Here is an 18,111-nt window from a genome sequence, read left to right on the forward strand (position 1 = left end):
TAAGTAGTCAGATATTCGAATCGAATCTTCCAAATGTGCAGCTCTGCTCGCCATACTTCATGATTAATGAAAAAAAGAAATTATCTATCAATTATCCATCATTTGACTATAAAGTGAACAGCATTGGATGCAGGTGTGGATATCATTGTGATGCCTGAGTCTTGGATTTGCGGGCGCAGCCAGGCACCCCGTTGAATAAATGCTTATGTGTCAATTTTAATTCCATCTCCGCGCGTGATCTCTCCGTTGCTGAGCACGTCGGCCAGCAGGCCGCCGCGGTGAAGCCAGTGCTTTATTACCGCAGCAGAGGTAAGGGTTTCACTGCTCAGGCTGTTGCCCATCAGGCTGCATGGCTCGCACAGCTCAATACCGCGCAGCCTTACATTGCCGATGGAGAATTCCACATTCACCAGCTCGTTTAACCTTACGCCCCGGGTGATCAGGTTGCGGCGTGTGACCGAAAGATCCGAAGGGCGGGAGTGCTCTGCACAAAAACGTTCAATTTCTTCAGCCTCAACCAGGGTGATATTTTGGCCGGGGTGCGTTTTTTTGCCAAAGTTACGGTCCCCCTGAATGCCCTTTTGGCTTTGAACCGTAATCTGTTCGCTCTCTGCCTGAGCCGCACCTCGCTCCGGGCTGATGAAAATTCGTTCAACAATCATTGCCTTGCTCCTAGTGCAAAACATTTTAGGTAAGCGACGCACAGCGGGCCAGGTTAAGCAAAGTGGCTGGCGTTGTTATCTGTCTGCGGCAAGCGCATCAACTAGCATTCTGCTGACAATACCGGAAATATTGCTTAGTGTTTTTCTCAGTAATTCCGGCTCCCTGATGTACTGCTCAAACTCATAGCCATACTTGTTCTCTGAATTGAGAGGGGCTGCGAACTCTGTTTTTTGCCATGCAATCTCGCCATTGGGTTTCTTGATTGTGGCGGTCACGTTCAGCAGTGGAAACAATAAGGAGCTAAAGCCCTGAGTCTGGCCAAAGCCGTAGACATTAACGGTGAGCGACAGGTCACCTTGCGCCATGCTGCCCGGGTCAGCTTGCGTCAGCAGACCGCGTGATGCAGATGCGGCGAAGAATTCGTTTTTAATGATCAATGAGAGATCAATTCCATTGGCCTTCATGGTTTCAAGAAGTTGCTCCTTTGGCTCCTTGGGCACGCTTTCAGCCATCGCGGCTCCTAAAAGCCCTCCTACGCTCAAAAATGACTGAGCCCGGCCATGAAAGAACATATCGGCCGGTATTGCTGGCGGCGCTTGCATGGTGACCGCTTTAATATTTGCCTTGTCAGCTTCGCTCATGCGCACCGTTGGACCACCCGCGCAGCCTGCAAGTAGTGTGGCCAGTATAAGAGCGGCGAGTTGGGGGAATCGGGTGAACAGCATATCTCTCCAGTAGTATTTTGAGTTGTGGTGTAAAAATGAAGGTGCTGCTCTGCTGAAGAACAGTGTTAAGCGTTAATTAGTACGGCCTGAATAGCTAAGTGTGAGCCGCAGCATGTCAAAAAGCGGTATGCCATCCTCGAATAGAGGTTCAGGGTAGTTTTTGATGAAGAAATCATGGTCAATGCTGGTAACCCTAAAACCATGCTTTTGGTAGAAGGCAAGCTGATAGCCAAATGTGCCGGTGCCTACTCGAATTTCACTTGCGTCAGATTGACGATAAAAGTCAATAATCCAGGTTAGCAACGCAGTGCCATAGCCTGCTTGCTGATGAGCTGTTTGTACCGCAATACTCATGATTTCATAGATGCCCGCCTTAATTTGCAGGACAACACATGCTGCAACTACGGCCTCATTACTTGAAGCAACGAAGCACTTTGATTCTGGAAGATAGGATCTGATTTTTTCTTCAGAGGGATCAGCAAGCAGCAGCAGCCCGATTGGCGCATTTGTTGCAGGGATTTCTTGAATCAGTAACGACATGCTAATACTGTTTCCTGATGTTCTGGTTGAAAGAGCGCGGCTGCTGGCTTCATAGGGCGAACCACTCGTTTATTCAGTTTGAGCGTTTAAGGCCTGGTAAGCTCATAGCGTTTTTGGAAACTCAAAATGGCAAGATGTATATCATCCGAGTATCTCCATCTCACTTTTCAATGCTCTCTGAGTGCAGAGATGCAGTACGAGCTTAAGTTTTTTCAATTTCCAGCGGGCCACATCGGGCAGTAATTATCTGCCAATTAATATCTGATATGCGTTCCTGAATCGATAGTCCCAGCTTGCGTTCATGGTGAGTTTCTGCAGATTGCTCATTAAATATGCTCAGGTTTGCGATTTGCTTTATCGGACATGGGCTGACGTAATTTTTCTTTTAATATTACACCAAATTGACTGTATGTTTCCATAGGTGCGATGTTTGTACTGTGCAAGCGCAGAAGAGGGCATCGAGATTTGTGCATCACGGATTTACACACTTGTGGCAGTAATGTGAGTGCATAGCCTGCTGGTTTGGTATGATGTAAATCAGGCGTATAAAAATAAGACTTCTGCCTGATTATTCTGAAGAATTATTTTTTTGTGCAGTAGAGCCAACAACATGTTTTGCCCCTGTATCGATAGCTAAACGGATATTGAATTCTTCATCGTTATTTATTTCACGCATCATCGCGCCATTAATTTTGTAGCCAGACATATGATTTTCAATGACTAAGTTTTTGTCCATTGGGCATATTGATTTGCATGTGGCCAGCCATTCTGTTTGCTCACCCTTCTTGTTAATAAATATCTGCTTTATTTCAAAATCTCTTGCTGCTTTTGTTATGATTATCCTTCCACTTTTTATTGAGTAAAATGAAATAAATTCAGGCTCTGGTTCTTCGGCTTCATGATCGAATTTTTTCTCACATCCGTAAAGAGTGAAAATTAAAATGAAGAGTTTTATTTTATTTGTTTGCATTGGTTTTTTAATTTTTTAAATAAATGTAATAAATGTAATAAATGTAATAAATGTATTTAAATTGTGTGGTGATTGATTTTCCTGATTATGTCTCTTGCTCAGTCGATAACCCTCGCGACCATTACTCGGCTTGAGTAAAGTGTCATGAAATAAGGGCATCCCACCTATTTGACCATCCGAAATAGCTATGCTGGGCAAGCAGCTACATCAAGGGTTCCGGAGCAAGAGACATAATCAGGTTGATTTTTATTTTAATTTAAATATCTCTGATGCTGAAAATATTTGACTGGCAGAGTAAGTAATTCGTTTGTTGAAATTGGTATGGATATGCAGTTTTATGCGTGGTTTTAATCGTCTTTAAGATGCGCCTTACTGATCAGTTGTTGTAAGGTACCCGAGGCCGTTTCAAAGTTAAATTGCCCTATCTGGCTTGCCAGCTCTTCCGTGGCGGGGCCTAGTTTTTTGAAGAGTTGCTCTGCGTGCTGATCAAACAGCGTGAGTGAGGCGGTGTCGTTCTGGTTGAGGAGTAATTCCAGCCCGGCTAAGATTTTAGACAGGGGGTAGTCTGCCTCGGCAGCGGTGGGGAAAAGCAGACTATTGAGCAGCCCAAGCTCATGGTCTATTTCATTCATCAGCGGGTTTCGCTCTGCTTCGGGTTGCTGCTGATTGAGGGCCGCTTCCAGCCGGGCGGCGAGTTCTGCAATATTGTCGACGCTTAAAACTGCCGCAGCCCCTTTCAGTGTGTGGGCGATCAGCAGGCTTTCGCGCTGCTGCCCGGCGTGTAAGTGCTCGTCCAGCCGGGCCATATCGCCTGCATGGCTGCTGACAAAGCGGCGGAGTAAATCCAGATATTTGCTACTGTTTCCTCTGAGCATTTCCAGTGCACGGCTGATATTCAGCCTGGGCAGCGCGGCCAGCCGGGCAAGCTCGCGTTCGTTGACGATGCTGGTTTGCCTCGCCCGTGGCTCAAAGCTTTGCGCCTGATCCTGGGGGGGATTTTTAGGCAGCCATTGCAGCAGGGCTTTAAATAAGGATTCGGGGCTGACTGGCTTGGTGATAAAGCCATTTACGCCTGCTTCTTCACAGGCTTGTTTGTTCTCATCAAAGGCGCTGGCGGTTAAGGCAAGGATGGGCTGGTTTTGCCAGCTAGGCAGCTGGCGGATCTTTCTTGTGGCTTCCAGCCCGTCCATCACCGGCATTTGAATATCCATCAGAATCAGCTGGTAGTGATTGGCCCGGGCTTTTTCCAGCGCTTCCTGGCCATTGACTGCGGTATCCAGTATCAGGCCGCTGCCATCCAGCAAATCCAGAATGACTTCCAGGTTAATACTATTGTCTTCTACGACTAAGAGGCGGGCGCCTGCACACTGGCGCAGCACGGCTTCTGTCTGTGCCAGGCTTTGCGGGTTGGGCTGTGTGCGGGGGCCGCTGCCCTTGCTGATCAGTGCCGTAAACCAAAAAATGCTTCCCTGGCCAGGTGCGGCCATGGCTCCTGCACTGCCGCCCATGATTTCAGCCAGGCGCCGGGTAATGGCAAGGCCCAGACCGGTGCCGCCGTATTTACGGGTGGTTGATACATCGGCCTGCTCAAAGTTTTGGAATAGTTTGGGGATTTTATCAGGCTCAATGCCTATGCCGTTGTCTTGTACCTGAAAACGCAGCAAAAGCCGCCCATCTGCAAGCTCTTCTTCTACGGCAGCACTCAGGGTGATTTTGCCCTGCTCGGTAAACTTCACTGCATTACTGGCGTAATTCAGCAGGGCCTGGCGCAGCCGGGTGGCATCGCCATGCAGCCAGGAGGGCACTTTACCCATTTGGGTTTCAATCGCCAGCCCTTTGGCTGAAGCTGTATCGTTAATCAGTGTGCAGACATGATCAAACAAGGCGGTCAGCGAGAAATCGCTTTGCTCCAGTTGTAATTTTCCGGCCTCTATCTTAGATAAGTCGAGGATGTCGTTAATGACGGACAGCAGGTGCTGGGCGGCGTGATTAATTTTATTGAGGCGCAGCGCCTGATGCGGGGTAGCGCCATCCCGCAGCAGTAAATGGGTCAGCCCCATAATGGCATTCATGGGCGTTCGAATCTCGTGGCTCATATTGGCAAGAAACGCACTTTTGGCCAGATTGGCCGATTCTGCTTTTTCACGGGAGTCGGCCAGCTGTGCCGTTCGCTCGGAAACCAGCTCTTCCAGGTGAAAGCGGTGGCGGTCCAGCTCCTGCCCTAAGCGTTTTTTCTCGGTGATATCTTCTTGTGTGCCCAGATAGTGGGTGATTGTTCCGTCTTCCTGGCGGATGGGGGAAATCGACGCAAACACCGTATAGATTTCACCATTTTTCCGCTGGTTAATAAATTCCCCATGCCAGGCAGTACCGGACTTCAACGCTTGTTTTAAGCTGGTGTAGGTGCTTGCCGGGGTCAGGCCCGATTGCATAAAACGCGATGGCTGCCCGATTACTTCTTCTTTGCTGTAGCCGGTGTTTCGCACAAACGAGGCGTTTACATAATCGATGCATAAATGCGCGTCGGTAATGATGACGTTTTCTGGGCTTTGCTCTACTGCCAAAAATAATTTACGCAGCTGTTCTTCGGTTTTTTTACGCTCAGTAATGTCTAAGGCAATGCCAGAGATACGGTGCAACTGGCCGTTATCCTGATAATGCGCCTGTCCTTTACTGACCAGCCAGCGAATTTCCCCGGATCGTTTATAAATACGGTACTCCACCTCAAAGGCTTCTTTGTCTGCATATTTATTTTTGAGCAACGCTTCTATTCTGGGCCAGTCTTCCGGGCAAATGCATGAGCGCCAGTGGCGGCGGCTGATTTTCTGGTCGTCAGGCGTGTCATAGAGCCTGGCGCATTCGGGGGACCAGTAAATTTGATTGTTGGCGATGTCCCAGTTCCAGATGCCCACATGAGCGCCTTCCTGGGCCATCAGCAGGCGCTGCTCGCTTTCTCTCAGGGCGGCATTGCTGGCTTCTGCGCTGGAGCGGGCAGAAATGGCGTCTTCCATCAGGTTGAGCGCGGCAAGGCGGCCGCGGCTTTGTTTTTTCAGAGCTTCATTCTGGCTGTTGATCAGGGCTATTTCGGCGCTTTTACGCCCGGTAATATCTTGTACCGTGCCATACAAAGCCGTGATGGTCCCCGATGCATCGCGGCGGGCTTTTCCCCTGGCGGTAATCCAGCGATGCCCTCCATCATCACGGATTACCCCGGCATCACATTCGTAGGCCAGGCCTTCCTTTAAGCAGCGATTGACCGCGCCGGATAATTGCTGCCAGCTCTCTGCTGAATAATAGGATTGCACTTCGGGATAAAGTGCCGGCCCCAGTGCCGGGTCTCTGCCATAAATCGAGTAAGTTTCATCCGACCATTCGTGCACATCTTTGGCAATTTGCCAGCTCCAGCTGCCAATGCAGGCCAGCTGCTGTGCTTCTTTTAATGCAGAAGCGCTTTCTTTTAACGCGGCCTCTGCTTGTTTTCTGGCCTGAATATCTTCAACCACAGAAATAAAATAATTGGGCTCACCAGAGGGCGTCCGCACCAAAGATACGGTGAGGTTGACCCAGATTAAACAGCCCTCTTTACGTATATATCTTTTTTGCATTGAGTAAGTTTGCAACTGGCCTGCCAGCATCTGCGCTACAAAATGCTCGTCGTCTTTTAAGTCTTCCGGGTGGGTAATATCTTGAAAACTGAGTAACAGCAGTTCTTCCTGCTGATAAGCTGTGATTTGGCAAAGCCTTTGGTTTACGCGCAGCCATTTTCCGTTGGGGGCAACCAGTGCAATGCCCATTGCGGCTTGCTCAAATGTAGCCTGAAAGCGCAGCTCGCTCTGCAGCAGCTGATTCTGAATGGCAAGCATTGCTTGCCAGCGATCGGATGCATTTTTGCGTGAGCGGTGCAGATATTCGCTGAGTAAGCTCAGTAAAAGCCCATTGATGAGCAAAATGGCGCATTGCAAAAGATCTTGCGGGGCGGCAATCGCAAAACTGGCTTCCGGCGGCAAAAAATAGGCCGCACTTGCTGTGCTCACGAGTGTGCAGATCAGCCCAGGGAAAAAACCACCGCCAAAGGCACAGAGAACAATGGGTAAAATATATAAGATCAGCAGGGGGCGATCGCCCAAAAACACTGAAAGCGCATCGCGGATAAAAAGCATAAACAGGGGGAGTAGAAAGGCCAGTATGTAAATGACGCACTGCTTTGCCTGTAAGCGTTGCCAGACCCCATGGCGAGCAGTTGTGCCGGAAAGGGCGTTCATACGGTTGTGCCAGGTGAATCATCATTCGATACTGCGCTGGCAGGCTGACTTAAGGCTTTGATCTGGCGCTTCAGCTCTATCATCTCCAGCTCGCGGTCGACCATCGCGGCGTTAAAGCGCTCGAGTTCGGCATTGCGCTGGCGTAATTCTTCTGCCTGCTGAGTCAGTGTCTGCTCAACGGATCTGCGTTCAGTGATATCCAGAATCAGCCCGATCAGCGCAGGGTGGCCCTTGTCATCCACTTTACGGCCATAAAACTCAATATCGATCAGCTCGTGATCCTGCCTTACACCGGTAAAATAAAAGTGAACGTCACTTATTTCACCGCTTTCGGCGAGCCGGATCTGCTGGTGCACCCACTCCTGGTCTTCTGCGCTGATTAAATGCCCGATATCGCCCATATTGATCAGCGTATCGGCATCATCCCATGCAAATATTCTGGCAAAGCCCGGGTTTACATAGTTAAGACGATGCCGCTGAATAATGTAAATGCCGGCTAAAGACTGCTCAACGATGGCGCGAAAGCGCTCTTCGCTTTCGCGTAACACAATTTCGGCCTGTTTTCTTTCGGTAATATCGCGGGATACGCCAAACAAGCCGATGACCCTGCCTTTTTCATCATAAAGCGGCCCTTTGGTGGCTAAAAAAACGTGCTGCCCATCCGGCAGATCCAGTGTTTCTTCCTGAGTCAGTACAATATTATTCTCAATGGCAATGCGGCCCGTTTTGACCAGCATTTCTGCCTGCTCTGGCGGAAAAATATCATGGTCAGATTTTCCCAGTAAATCACTGACACTTTGTGCAACAAAACGGCTGGCCGCCCGGTTGATCAGGATATAGCGGCCTTGCATATCTTTGGCGAAAATGGCGTCTTCCGAGTTGTCTGCAATATTGGAAAAAAGCTTAACGGCTTGTGAGCGCTCACTTTGTAACTGACGGGTATTGGCAGCCAAAACCAACTGCTCCTGCTGGCGCAGCATCACATAGCTTGCTCTGGCCATAAAAAGCGCCAGCAGCCCGGCAAGGCTGATCCAGATAGCATCCTTGATGATTTCATCATAAAGCTCCGACTGATCCATTTTGCAAATCAAATACCAATCGGTGTCAGGCACTGCACGGCCGATGCCGATCACTTTTTCATTCCGATAATCACGGCCACGAAGCATGGCATTAAATGGTGATTTATTGCTTAAAAAACGTGATGCAAGCAGGGGTTTAGAAATGGCTATTTTGCTTGTGAGCGGTGGATCTTTGCTAAAGCGGGGTTGATTTAAAAACAGGATCTGATCGCCTTCTTGCCTGAATAAAACGGTATCGCTGGTCTGGCTGGGAACAGGCTGGGTTTCTAAAGCAGGAAACAGCCAGTTTGCGGGGTTGCTGTGCAAAACAATAAAAGGGGCCGGGCTGTCTTTTGTGTTGAGCGGGGCGATAAAATCTAAGCTGGGCTGCACATGGGTATTCAGATAGGGGCCAAACCTCTGTATTTTTTGTGTTCTGATGGCCTGTTGCAGTGTGATTTGCAGCGCCGGGTGGGGCGGGAGTTGGGATGAGCTCCAGAGCAGATTGCCCTCCGGATCGAGCAGACTGCTGGCGCTGAAGCCTTTTATTTTGTTAAATTGCTCCAGCCGCTGAAGCAATAGCGTTTTCTTGCCAGGATCAGTGTGCCAGTGTTGATAAAGCGCCGCATAAATGTCGCTGGTTTGCAGCAGCGCGGCATCGCCTTCCCGCTCTTTTAGCCAGTCGGATATCTGCCGTATTTTTAAATCCACAATGGCCTGCATTCTGGCTTCATGAATCTCTTCTGCGGTATTGACCCGGTAAATAATACTGGCGGCGCTAAAAATCAGAATAAATGCGGCCAGTACAGAAAACAGTCTTTCCAGTTTTTTGCCGTAGCCGGAGAGATTATTCCTGGGGATATCCTGGTGCAGCAGTTGTTGCCATACCAGCCCCAGCAGCAGGATGCAGGCCAGAATCATCAAGCTGTCTTTCAGCAGCGAAAGGGGCTCAGGCTCTGATGATCCGGCAAGCAGTATTTCTATCATTTTGCTGCTTAAAACCATGCCCAGCACGGCCATGGCTAAGTAGCTCAGCACGGTTTGTAAAATACGGGTAAGAGGTAGTTTTAACTCTCTGTACATCGCACCCCCCGTTTGCTTAGTCGCAATCCAGATAGCGTTCGGCAATGGCGGTGAAATCCGGAAAATGATCAAGAAAGGCTTGCACAATATCCGGGTCAAAATGCTGACCACTGCCTGATTTAATCATTAATCTGGCTTCTTCATAGGGCAGGGCTTGTTTGTATACCCGACGGCAAATTAGGGCATCAAACACATCGGCCAGCGCCATCAGCCTTGCAGATACAGGAATTGCATCACCTGATAAGCCATCGGGGTAGCCGCTGCCATTCCATTTTTCGTGGTGCCAGCGGGCAATTTCTTTGGCCAGTGTAAGAAACTCAACCGGGTGCTCGATATCCTTTTCGGCCATCTCAATGGCCTGGCTGCCCAGCTTGGAATGGGTTTTCATAATTTCCCACTCATGTGCGTCAAGGCTGTTGGGCTTGAGCAAAATATGATCAGGAATGCCGACTTTACCAATATCGTGCAGAGGGGCAGAGCGGCTGAGTAAATTGATATACCGCGGATTTAAAGTATCAGTAAAGCGAGGGTGATCCTGCAGCTTAAGGGCCAGCAGCTGCACATAGCTCTGGGTGCGCAAAATATGGTTGCCGGTTTCCGGATCGCGAATCTCGGCCAGATGGGCGAGTGCCCGGATGCTGACCTGCTGGGTCATATCATTTTCTGCCATGCGCCGGGAAATCTCGGCTTCTAGTGCTGTGTTCTGGTTTTTCAGCCAGCTGCGTGCCTGATGGGCCTCAAGCTGGGTGCGTACTCTGGCAAGTAATACCGCAGGCTTTACGGGCTTGATGATGTAATCAACCGCACCGAGTTGCAATCCCAGCTCTTCACTGCCTGCATCGGCTAAGGCGGTGAGTAAAACAACCGGAATATCCCGTGTTTCTGGCGTTTCCTGAATTTTTTTAAGCACGGCATAGCCATCAAGGCCGGGCATCATGATGTCGAGCAAAATTAAATCAGGTAAGGCCTGGCTGGCCAGAATGCGCAGGCATCTTTCCCCTGATGACGCCGCAAGTACACGATAGTGGGGAGAGAGTAAGTTGCTGATTACCAGTAAGTTTTCAGCCAGATCGTCAACAAGCAATACTGTGCAGTTGCTTTCATTAAACATACGAAAATCACCAAAAAGGCGCTAATTCGTAGTATAGATTTATCAGGCCGGAAAAGATGCTGAGATTGTTAATACGGACGCTGTACCCGGGGTGAAAAATACACTTTAAATGATGCTGAATAACCCTAATGCAAAAAGCCCCGATGACTAAACATGCTGCAACGCGCAAAATACGTGCCTAGAATTTATCTTTTTGGAAACGCTCATGGCCAGAAACGCGCTTTACGCCCAATCGGGTGGTGTAACCCCTGTGATTAATGCATCCGCTGCTGCGGTGATTGCGGCCGCCCGCGCTCATCCGGATCAGATTGGCCGTGTGTTTGCCGCCAAAAATGGGGTATTAGGTGTGCTGGCGGAAGAGCTGATTGATACCGCTTGCATGAGCGAAGCCGATTTGGCCGCGCTGGCCGCATCCCCTGGCGGCGCTTTTGGCTCTTGCCGCCACAAGCTGCGCTTTGGCCGCGAGCTGACCCGTTTGTTTGAAGTTTTTGCCGCGCATGATATCGGCTATCTGTTTTATAACGGCGGCGGTGATTCTGCAGATACCTGCATGAAAATCGCCGCGCACGCCGAATACCTTGGCTACGATCTCACCGCGATCCATGTGCCTAAAACCATTGATAACGACTTGCCGCATTCGGATTGCTCGCCAGGCTTTGGCTCGGTAGCCAAATACGTGGGCACATCAATCCGCGAAGCGGGCATGGATGTGGCGTCGATGTGCGGCTCCAGCACCAAAGTATTTATTATGGAAGTCATGGGTCGCCATACAGGCTGGATTGCTGCAAGTAGCGGTCTTGCTTCTGGCGAAGGCAACTTGCCTCCGCACCTGATTTTGCTGCCGGAAGTCACATTTAATGCAGCTACTTTCCTTGCTGCAGTTGAAGCCACCATTGCCCGCGAAGGCTATTGCGTGATTGTGGCGGCTGAAGGGATTAAAAATGCAGAAGGTAAATTTGTGGCCGAAGCGGGGGGCACCGATGCCTTTGGTCATGCGCAGCTGGGCGGCGTAGCGCCTTACCTGGCGCAGCTGATCAAAACGGCTCAAGGCCATAAATGCCATTGGGCCGTGTCTGATTATCTGCAACGTGCAGCGCGCCATATGGCGTCCAGAACCGATGTGGATCAGGCCATGGCCGTGGGTACTGCCGCAGTGAAGTTTGCATTGGCCGGTGAGCGTGGCGTGATGCCAACTATCGTTCGCACCAGCGATGCGCCTTATGCATGGACTATTGGCTCGGTGAAGCTGGAAGAAGTAGCGAATCACGAGAAACACCTGCCCGCTGAATATATCCGCGCCGATGGCTTTCATATTACGCCAGCCGCACGCAGCTATTTTGCACCTTTGATTATGGGCGAGGCGATCCCTCCCTATGTAAATGGTCTGCCAGCCTATCCGGTGTGGAATTTTTCCACCATCGAAGCCAGGCTGGAAGCATTTAATACAGCCGGGTAAACTTTCTCTATTCTTGATCTAAATAAAAGGGAAGACCGCGGTTTACGTGTAAGCTTCCCTTTTTTGCGTGGACAAGATGACTCTATTTCGCCTGGTACTTGAGTACCTGTCTTACATCCTGACTACGGTTACGGCACTTTTGCCCATTATTAATCCCCTTGCGACTGCTGCCATTTTGCCGGGGATTTCTGTGCATTTATCTGATGCAGAGCGAAAGCAGCAGGTTAAGCTGGCTTGCTACTATATGGCAGGCATCTTAATCACCTTCCTGATGGCGGGTGGGCTGATTATGGATTTCTTTAATATCTCTATCCCTGGCTTACGTATTGCGGGCGGAATGGTAGTGATTTATCTGGGTTTCAGGATGCTGTTTCCTGATTCACAGCCCCAAATTGATAATGAGCCAGAGCAGGGCGCCAGACGTGAAATTGCATTTACCCCGCTTGCCATGCCTTCGATGGCGGGGCCAGGCTCGATTGCGGTGGTGATTTCAATGTCTTCTACCCTGCACTCGCAAAGGCATATCCCTGTTTGGGCTGGTTATTCATTACTGGTACTTGGCATTGCTGCCACAGCGTTTATCTGCTGGCTCACCTTACGCGCCTCCAGCCGTTTGTTTGCCGTGCTGGGGGATGATGGTATCAGTGCTATTTCAAGAATTATGGGATTTATGCTGATTTGTATCGGGGTGCAGTTTTTTATTAATGGCGTGGGTGAATTACTGCACGATGCAAGTTTTATGCCGCGTTAAGTGTTTTATGCTTTATCTTTGATGCTTGGCTTACTCAATTCTCAGCGGTGAATTTTAATGAGATTGCTTTTTGCTTTCAGTATTTTCTTGCCGTTTATAAGCGGTGGTAAAGCCTGATGAGAATGCTGCAGGACTTCGATATTTTTTTACGTCTGATTGTGGCTGTGTTTTTGGGCGGGCTGATCGGCATTAATCGTTTTATGCATAAAAAGCCAGCTGGTGTGCGTACCCATGCGCTGGTCTCCCTGGGGGCAGGGTTGATGATTGCTTTAAATGGCGTGATCAGCCACGACGATGCCCAGGCCTTCAGCCGTGTGGCTCAGGGCTTGATTACAGGGATAGGCTTTTTGGGGGCGGGCCTGATTGTGCATCGCAGCGATAATATGGTGGAAGGCCTGACCTCCGCCGCATCCATCTGGCTTACGGCAGCGATTGGTTTGGCATGTGGTGCTGGCTATATTGATATTGCTGCGTTTGTGGTGATTTTAGCGCTGCTGGTCATCAATCTGGGCGGGCCATTAGAGCGCTGGGCCGAAAGACAGATGCAGCGTTGGCGCGATGATAAATCACCGCATTAAAACCTGGCGCTTTGGTCCTTGCACCGCTCTGAAATAGTTAAAAGCACACAACATTATCCTTTATCCGTGGCTTTTCTGTGCACGAGGGCATGTCATGTTTTCCCCCGCCTCACGACTAAATACCCACAGCGTTGATGGTCAGCGGTGTAGGCTTAATCAGGAGGTGTGTGATGGGGGTTAGCGGATGTACATCCTGCCAGATAGGGGGGATTGAGGCTCTGAAGGCTTATGATCATCAGTATCAAATGAAGCTGCAAGAGGATTACGTCAGGCAGAGGCAAGTTGCGCCAGAGCGTTTGACACAGGGGGAGAATAATCCTGTTACGGGAGCAATATCAGGCAGCGTGATTAATCTGAGTGTGTAGTCAGTGGCGCACTGAAGCCAGTGCGCCATCGCTTATAGCCAGCCCTCTATCGCGGTTTTTACCCGCTCCGCCAAGTTTTCTTCCTGGCAATTCATCTCCAGCAAATCATCCATTCCCCGCAGCCAGGTCAGCTGGCGTTTGGCCAGTTGGCGGGTTGCGGCAATGCCTTTTTCGCGCATGGTTGGGTAATCCACCAGGCCATCCTGATATTCCCAAGCCTGCCGGTAGCCCACGCAGCGCATCGATGGCAGTTCCAGTGATAAATTATATTTAGCCCGCAAGCGGCTTACTTCATCAAGCAGACCCAGCTCCAGCATTTGATCAAAACGCAGCGCGATGCGATCGTGCAGCCATTTCCTGTCTTGCGGCAGCAGGGCGATTTTAAGCAGGCGATAAGGCAGCGCGCCGCTGGCGGGCTCGGCCAGTAAATCCGACATTTTTTTGCCGGTGAGGGTGCATATTTCCAAGGCACGCTCGATACGCTGTGCATCAGTGGATTTAAGCCGTTCTGCCGTGACAGGATCGATGGAGGCTAGTTTGGCGTGCATGGCGGGCCAGCCGATCAGCGCAGCTTCTTCATGGATTTGCGCCCGCAGCGCCGCGTCTGCCTGGTGTAATTCATGAATGCCGTGTTGCAAGGTGTTGTAATACAGCATGGTGCCGCCCACCAGCACCGGCACCTTGCCACGCGCCGTAATATCGGCCATTAAAGCCAGCGCATCACGCCGGAATTGCGCGGCAGAATAAGCTTCTTCCGGTGAAATAATATCAATCAAATGATGCGGTGCACGGGCCAGCTCATCCGCACTAGGCTTGGCGCTGCCGATATCCATATCTTTAAACACCAGCGCCGAATCAACCGAAATCAACTCCACCGGCAAGCCGCTTTCCAGCAAATGAATCGCACTGGCGGTTTTACCACTGGCGGTAGGGCCCATTAAGAAAATGGCGGGGGAGGAATTCGGCATGGCTAAAATCTCTAAAATACAGAATAAAAACGGGTGGCAAAAACTTGAGCTACGAATTTTATAAGGAGCTCTGATTTATCGTACAGCTGGGAATTTAGTCTGCGAACCGGATTCTCGATAACATTCTCGGAGATAACGATTTAATCAGAGCTTTGGAACACTTTATAACTGTGTTAACTGGTGAGCCAAATTACTTTGATTGTCTGCTATTTCTTGTGCAATTTGAGCATCGCCCTGATGTAGATGATGAAAGCAATGCTGATGTAGCACGGCATACAGATATTGTGGATCGATGATGGCCTCTGAACTTATTTGCAGGCCCGCGTGTAGTGCTTCGTTATTTATTGCAACGCAACTAGCGGCGATACTGGCATCAATATTGGCAAGCATTTGCTGTTCGAATTCATACAGCAGCTTACATAATTGTTCTTCTTGTTTGGGGCTTAGCTGCATAGAGCCTCCCTGCAAAATTTGTTAATGAAAACGATGGCTCAAGAATCTGACCAGCATACCGGTGGCGAGTGCGGCGATCAGGGCTGGGATAAAGGCCAGCAGGGCGATATGGCTTGCCAGCGGTGTCCATACCAAAAAGAACATGCTAAACCCCGTCAGCCCCATTAAAAAGCCGCGTAATTGCAGTAATAGCGCATTGCGGCCCGCATTAGCCAGCGTAAATGCCGGAATCACCGTGGCGGCAACAGGAAAGCCTGCCAATACGCCAGTCATGGTGCTGCCCAAGAGTAAAGAGAGGCTGGATAGCGCCAACACCAGCAAGAGCGCCGCTAACATGCGAGCATACAGCTCGATTTTGGGTAGGGAAGAGCTGTTGATAGCCTCGGGCCGAGGGATAAAGTAAATCGAAATCCATAGTCCTGCCAGCACGCCAATGCCGGCAATGGGGGACAATGCAAGGCCGCTCCAGACCAAGATCAGCGCGGTGAGCAAATAAGCCGCCCAGCCGCAAAAAATGGTGCCCAGCCATGAAAAATAGCGGCTGGCATGGGCCAGTACCAGCATATACACCACATTGGCCCAAAGGCCTGCCGATGCGGCCCCCGCCACTTTGATCGCATATTCAGGCCCGTATTCCAGCCATAGCGCCAGCACAATCGGAATGGCCACCAGTGGTAAGCCACCCAGCAAACCCGCAATCTGCGGCCCCCAGCGACGGCCAGCAAGGCTCGCCGCGCCAATGAGTAATGGGGCGGCAAAGAGTTTAACGATTAAGGCGCTGCTGGGCATAAGGGCTCATTTGGGTGAGAGTTGTAGGGCGGTGCAAGCCGCCATTGGGTGTTTCGTGCCGCGTAGGAGTGGCTTTAGCCGCGAATGTTTTTAGTATGCAATGCTTTGCTAAAGCAGCTCCTACGAGCCGTTTGTGTTTAGGGGGGCCACGCGAAAAGCATAAAGAGGCCATGCTTAACCCCGCGATGGCACCGCGTCACCCTACTGCCCGCGCATAAACATTTTATCTAATTCATTTAGTGTCATTCGGAACCAGGTTGGGCGGCCGTGATTGCATTGGCCGCTGCGTTCGGTGGCTTCCATCTGGCGTAAGAGCGCGTTCATTTCGGTGATGGTGAGGCTGCGGTTGGCGCGCACCGAGCCGTGGCAGGCCATGGTGGCGAGCAGCTCGTTTTGTCTGCCTGCCAGTACTTCACTCGCGCCCACCATGCGGATATCTTTGAGAACGGCTTGCGCCAGCTCGATCGGATTAGCATCTTTCAGCAGCATGGGCAGGGAGCGGATGGCAAGCTGGGTAGGGGATTGCACCGAGATCTCAAAACCAATAGCGGTCAGCGTTTCAGCGTGATCTTCAACCGTTGCCACATCGTGTTTATCGGCGGCAAAAACATGCGGGATCAACAGCGGCTGGGTGGGCATTTGATGCAGATCGAGCGCATTTTTTAGCTGCTCGTACACCACCCGCTCGTGCGCGGCGTGCATATCCACCACGATCAGCCCCTCGGCATTTTGCGCAAGGATATAGATGCCGTGCAGCTGGCCGAGTGCAAAGCCCAGTGGCGGCACGGTTTCCGAATCGCTGGCACGGGAAGGCGCGGTGGCAGAAGGCGCTATTGCAGCGGCGGGCATGAGCGCACCAGTAGGAACAGCAGGGGCGAATTTTTGTTCTGGGGTGTCGCTGCCGGTGAATGAAGGCAATGGCTCGGGTGCCCAGCTGTTTGAATCACTTGGGTTTGCTTCGCCCGGTGTCCGTTTTAAATCTGCAAACATCGTGTCATAAAAGGCCATCGGTGCTTGCACACGCGGCGGCGCTTGAAAGTTGCCTTGCTTATAGGCCATTTCAGCATAATTTTTAGGCGTCATCGCGGGTGCGGGGGCCATCACGCTAGAGTCTGGCGCGGCGATTTCGCCGGTTTCCGGATCAATACCCGCAGGTACGGTACCCGCGCGCGTTCCGGCCAGCGCTTTTTTCAGGCTGGTGAGCATAAAGCGGTAAATCGCTTGCGATTCCCTGAAGCGTACTTCGATCTTGGTGGGGTGAACGTTCACATCCACGCCTTCAGGATCCAGCTCTAAAAACAAGCAATAGGCCGCGTGTTTATCGTGGTGCAATACATCGCGGTAGGCTTCTCGCAGGGCGTGTTGCACCACTTTATCCCGCACAAAGCGGCCATTTACAAAGAAATACTGCGCATCGCGGCTGGATTTCCCTAGCGTGGGCGAGCCGGTAATACCCCATAGCCGCAGCCCGCCGAAACCTTCATCAACCTGCACGCCAGACGCTACAAACTCATCACCTAAAATCGCCGCCGCACGTTTGGCCAAATCGCCCGCTAATAAGCGTAACTGGGCACGGCCATTATGGGTGAGTGTGAACTGCACGCTGGGGTTGGCCAGCGCCAGGCGCTGCACCATATCGCTGCAATGCGCGAATTCGGTGGATTCAGATTTTAAAAACTTACGGCGCGCAGGCACTTGGTAGTAAAGCTCGTGGATCTCGATGGTGCTGCCCTGGCTGAGCGAGGTAGGCTCTGGCTCGCTGACATGGCCATTATCGGCATCCACCCGCCATGCGTAATCTGAGCCTTGCTCGCGGCTGCTAAGAGTTAGCCTAGAGATAGAAGCAATACTCGCCAGCCCCTCGCCCCGAAAACCCAGCGTGGCAACTTTTTGTAAATCATCCAAATCACGGATTTTACTGGTGGCGTGGCGATGCAGCGCGAGCGGCAGCTCGTCTTTGGCAATGCCGCAGCCATCGTCGATCACTTTAATTAGCTTGGTGCCGCCTGCTAATAGCTCAATGCTGAGGTTCTGGCTGCCCGCATCGAGGCTGTTTTCCAGTAATTCTTTTAAAGCAGAAGCGGGGCGCTCAACCACCTCGCCAGCGGCAATTTGGTTAATCAGATGATCTGGCAGTTGCTGAATACGGGGCATAGGAGCAGGCGGAAATAGAGTGATAGCCGATTATACCTGTGTATTCCTTGTAAGCCTTTGGCATGATTACAGGCAAGGAGGGGCTGATGGATTGATGGCTTGAATTATGTATATTTGGCTGCAGTTAGTTTGTATGGGCGTTGCAATTTTGCCGGGCGCCCTGATCTGGTTTATACCCACCTCGT

Annotated in this window: 15 protein-coding genes; 4 read left to right on the forward strand and 11 right to left on the reverse strand. The window is 50.9% G+C overall.

Annotated elements, in window-relative coordinates:
- Positions 1–203: 203 nt before the first annotated feature.
- The 7 genes from CSQ88_RS06925 to CSQ88_RS06955 all read right to left on the reverse strand — a co-directional run bounded on the left by CSQ88_RS06925 (position 204) and on the right by CSQ88_RS06955 (position 10,412).
- Positions 204–662 (reverse strand): MOSC domain-containing protein, encoded by a 459-nt coding sequence (locus CSQ88_RS06925; protein ID WP_099397374.1) that lies wholly within the window; start codon positions 660–662, stop codon positions 204–206.
- A 75-nt stretch (positions 663–737) separates the two neighbouring features.
- Positions 738–1,388 (reverse strand): hypothetical protein, encoded by a 651-nt coding sequence (locus tag CSQ88_RS06930; protein WP_099397375.1) that lies wholly within the window; start codon positions 1,386–1,388, stop codon positions 738–740.
- Positions 1,389–1,460: 72 nt separating this feature from the next.
- The gene (locus CSQ88_RS06935) at positions 1,461–1,928 is read right to left on the reverse strand and encodes a GNAT family N-acetyltransferase (protein WP_180273567.1); all 468 of its coding nucleotides are present in this window, start codon (positions 1,926–1,928) and stop codon (positions 1,461–1,463) included.
- A gap of 568 nt (positions 1,929–2,496) precedes the next feature.
- A complete protein-coding gene (locus CSQ88_RS06940) occupies positions 2,497–2,898 on the reverse strand; it encodes a hypothetical protein (RefSeq protein WP_099397376.1) in 402 nt (133 codons plus the stop codon).
- A gap of 347 nt (positions 2,899–3,245) precedes the next feature.
- Positions 3,246–7,160, reverse strand: coding sequence for a PAS domain S-box protein (locus CSQ88_RS06945; protein ID WP_099397377.1), 3,915 nt, complete (start codon positions 7,158–7,160; stop codon positions 3,246–3,248).
- On the reverse strand, positions 7,157–9,301 hold the full coding sequence (locus CSQ88_RS06950; protein WP_099397378.1) for a PAS domain S-box protein: 2,145 nt from the start codon (positions 9,299–9,301) through the stop codon (positions 7,157–7,159). Before CSQ88_RS06950 ends, CSQ88_RS06945 begins: the two co-directional genes overlap by 4 nt.
- Positions 9,302–9,317: 16 nt before the next feature.
- Positions 9,318–10,412, reverse strand: coding sequence for an HD-GYP domain-containing protein (locus CSQ88_RS06955; RefSeq protein ID WP_099397379.1), 1,095 nt, complete (start codon positions 10,410–10,412; stop codon positions 9,318–9,320).
- Between the two features lie 205 nt (positions 10,413–10,617).
- Between CSQ88_RS06955 and CSQ88_RS06960 the strand changes: the two genes are divergently transcribed.
- The 4 genes from CSQ88_RS06960 to CSQ88_RS06975 all read left to right on the forward strand — a co-directional run bounded on the left by CSQ88_RS06960 (position 10,618) and on the right by CSQ88_RS06975 (position 13,562).
- Entirely contained in the window at positions 10,618–11,868 is a 1,251-nt protein-coding gene (locus tag CSQ88_RS06960) for a 6-phosphofructokinase (RefSeq protein WP_099397380.1), read from the forward strand.
- 76 nt (positions 11,869–11,944) lie between these two features.
- Complete coding sequence (locus tag CSQ88_RS06965; protein ID WP_099397381.1) at positions 11,945–12,619, forward strand: MarC family NAAT transporter; 675 nt, start codon at positions 11,945–11,947, stop codon at positions 12,617–12,619.
- A 116-nt stretch (positions 12,620–12,735) separates the two neighbouring features.
- The gene (locus CSQ88_RS06970; RefSeq protein WP_099397382.1) at positions 12,736–13,197 is read left to right on the forward strand and encodes an MgtC/SapB family protein; all 462 of its coding nucleotides are present in this window, start codon (positions 12,736–12,738) and stop codon (positions 13,195–13,197) included.
- A gap of 170 nt (positions 13,198–13,367) precedes the next feature.
- Positions 13,368–13,562: a hypothetical protein gene (locus CSQ88_RS06975; protein WP_099397383.1), complete on the forward strand. Its 195-nt coding sequence runs from the start codon at positions 13,368–13,370 to the stop codon at positions 13,560–13,562.
- Positions 13,563–13,594: 32 nt separating this feature from the next.
- Here CSQ88_RS06975 and miaA read toward each other — a convergent pair whose 3' ends face one another.
- From miaA to mutL, 4 genes are all read right to left on the reverse strand, one after another.
- Complete coding sequence (gene miaA, locus CSQ88_RS06980) at positions 13,595–14,530, reverse strand: tRNA (adenosine(37)-N6)-dimethylallyltransferase MiaA (RefSeq protein WP_099397384.1); 936 nt, start codon at positions 14,528–14,530, stop codon at positions 13,595–13,597.
- A gap of 162 nt (positions 14,531–14,692) precedes the next feature.
- On the reverse strand, positions 14,693–14,983 hold the full coding sequence (locus CSQ88_RS06985) for a hypothetical protein (RefSeq protein ID WP_099397385.1): 291 nt from the start codon (positions 14,981–14,983) through the stop codon (positions 14,693–14,695).
- Between the two features lie 21 nt (positions 14,984–15,004).
- On the reverse strand, positions 15,005–15,772 hold the full coding sequence (locus CSQ88_RS06990) for a hypothetical protein (protein WP_099397386.1): 768 nt from the start codon (positions 15,770–15,772) through the stop codon (positions 15,005–15,007).
- A 201-nt stretch (positions 15,773–15,973) separates the two neighbouring features.
- Complete coding sequence (mutL, locus tag CSQ88_RS06995) at positions 15,974–17,926, reverse strand: DNA mismatch repair endonuclease MutL (RefSeq protein ID WP_099397387.1); 1,953 nt, start codon at positions 17,924–17,926, stop codon at positions 15,974–15,976.
- Positions 17,927–18,111: the final 185 nt, after the last annotated feature.

The sequence above is a fragment of the Iodobacter sp. BJB302 genome, assembly GCF_002735645.1.
Taxonomy (GTDB): Bacteria; Pseudomonadota; Gammaproteobacteria; order Burkholderiales; family Chitinibacteraceae; genus Iodobacter.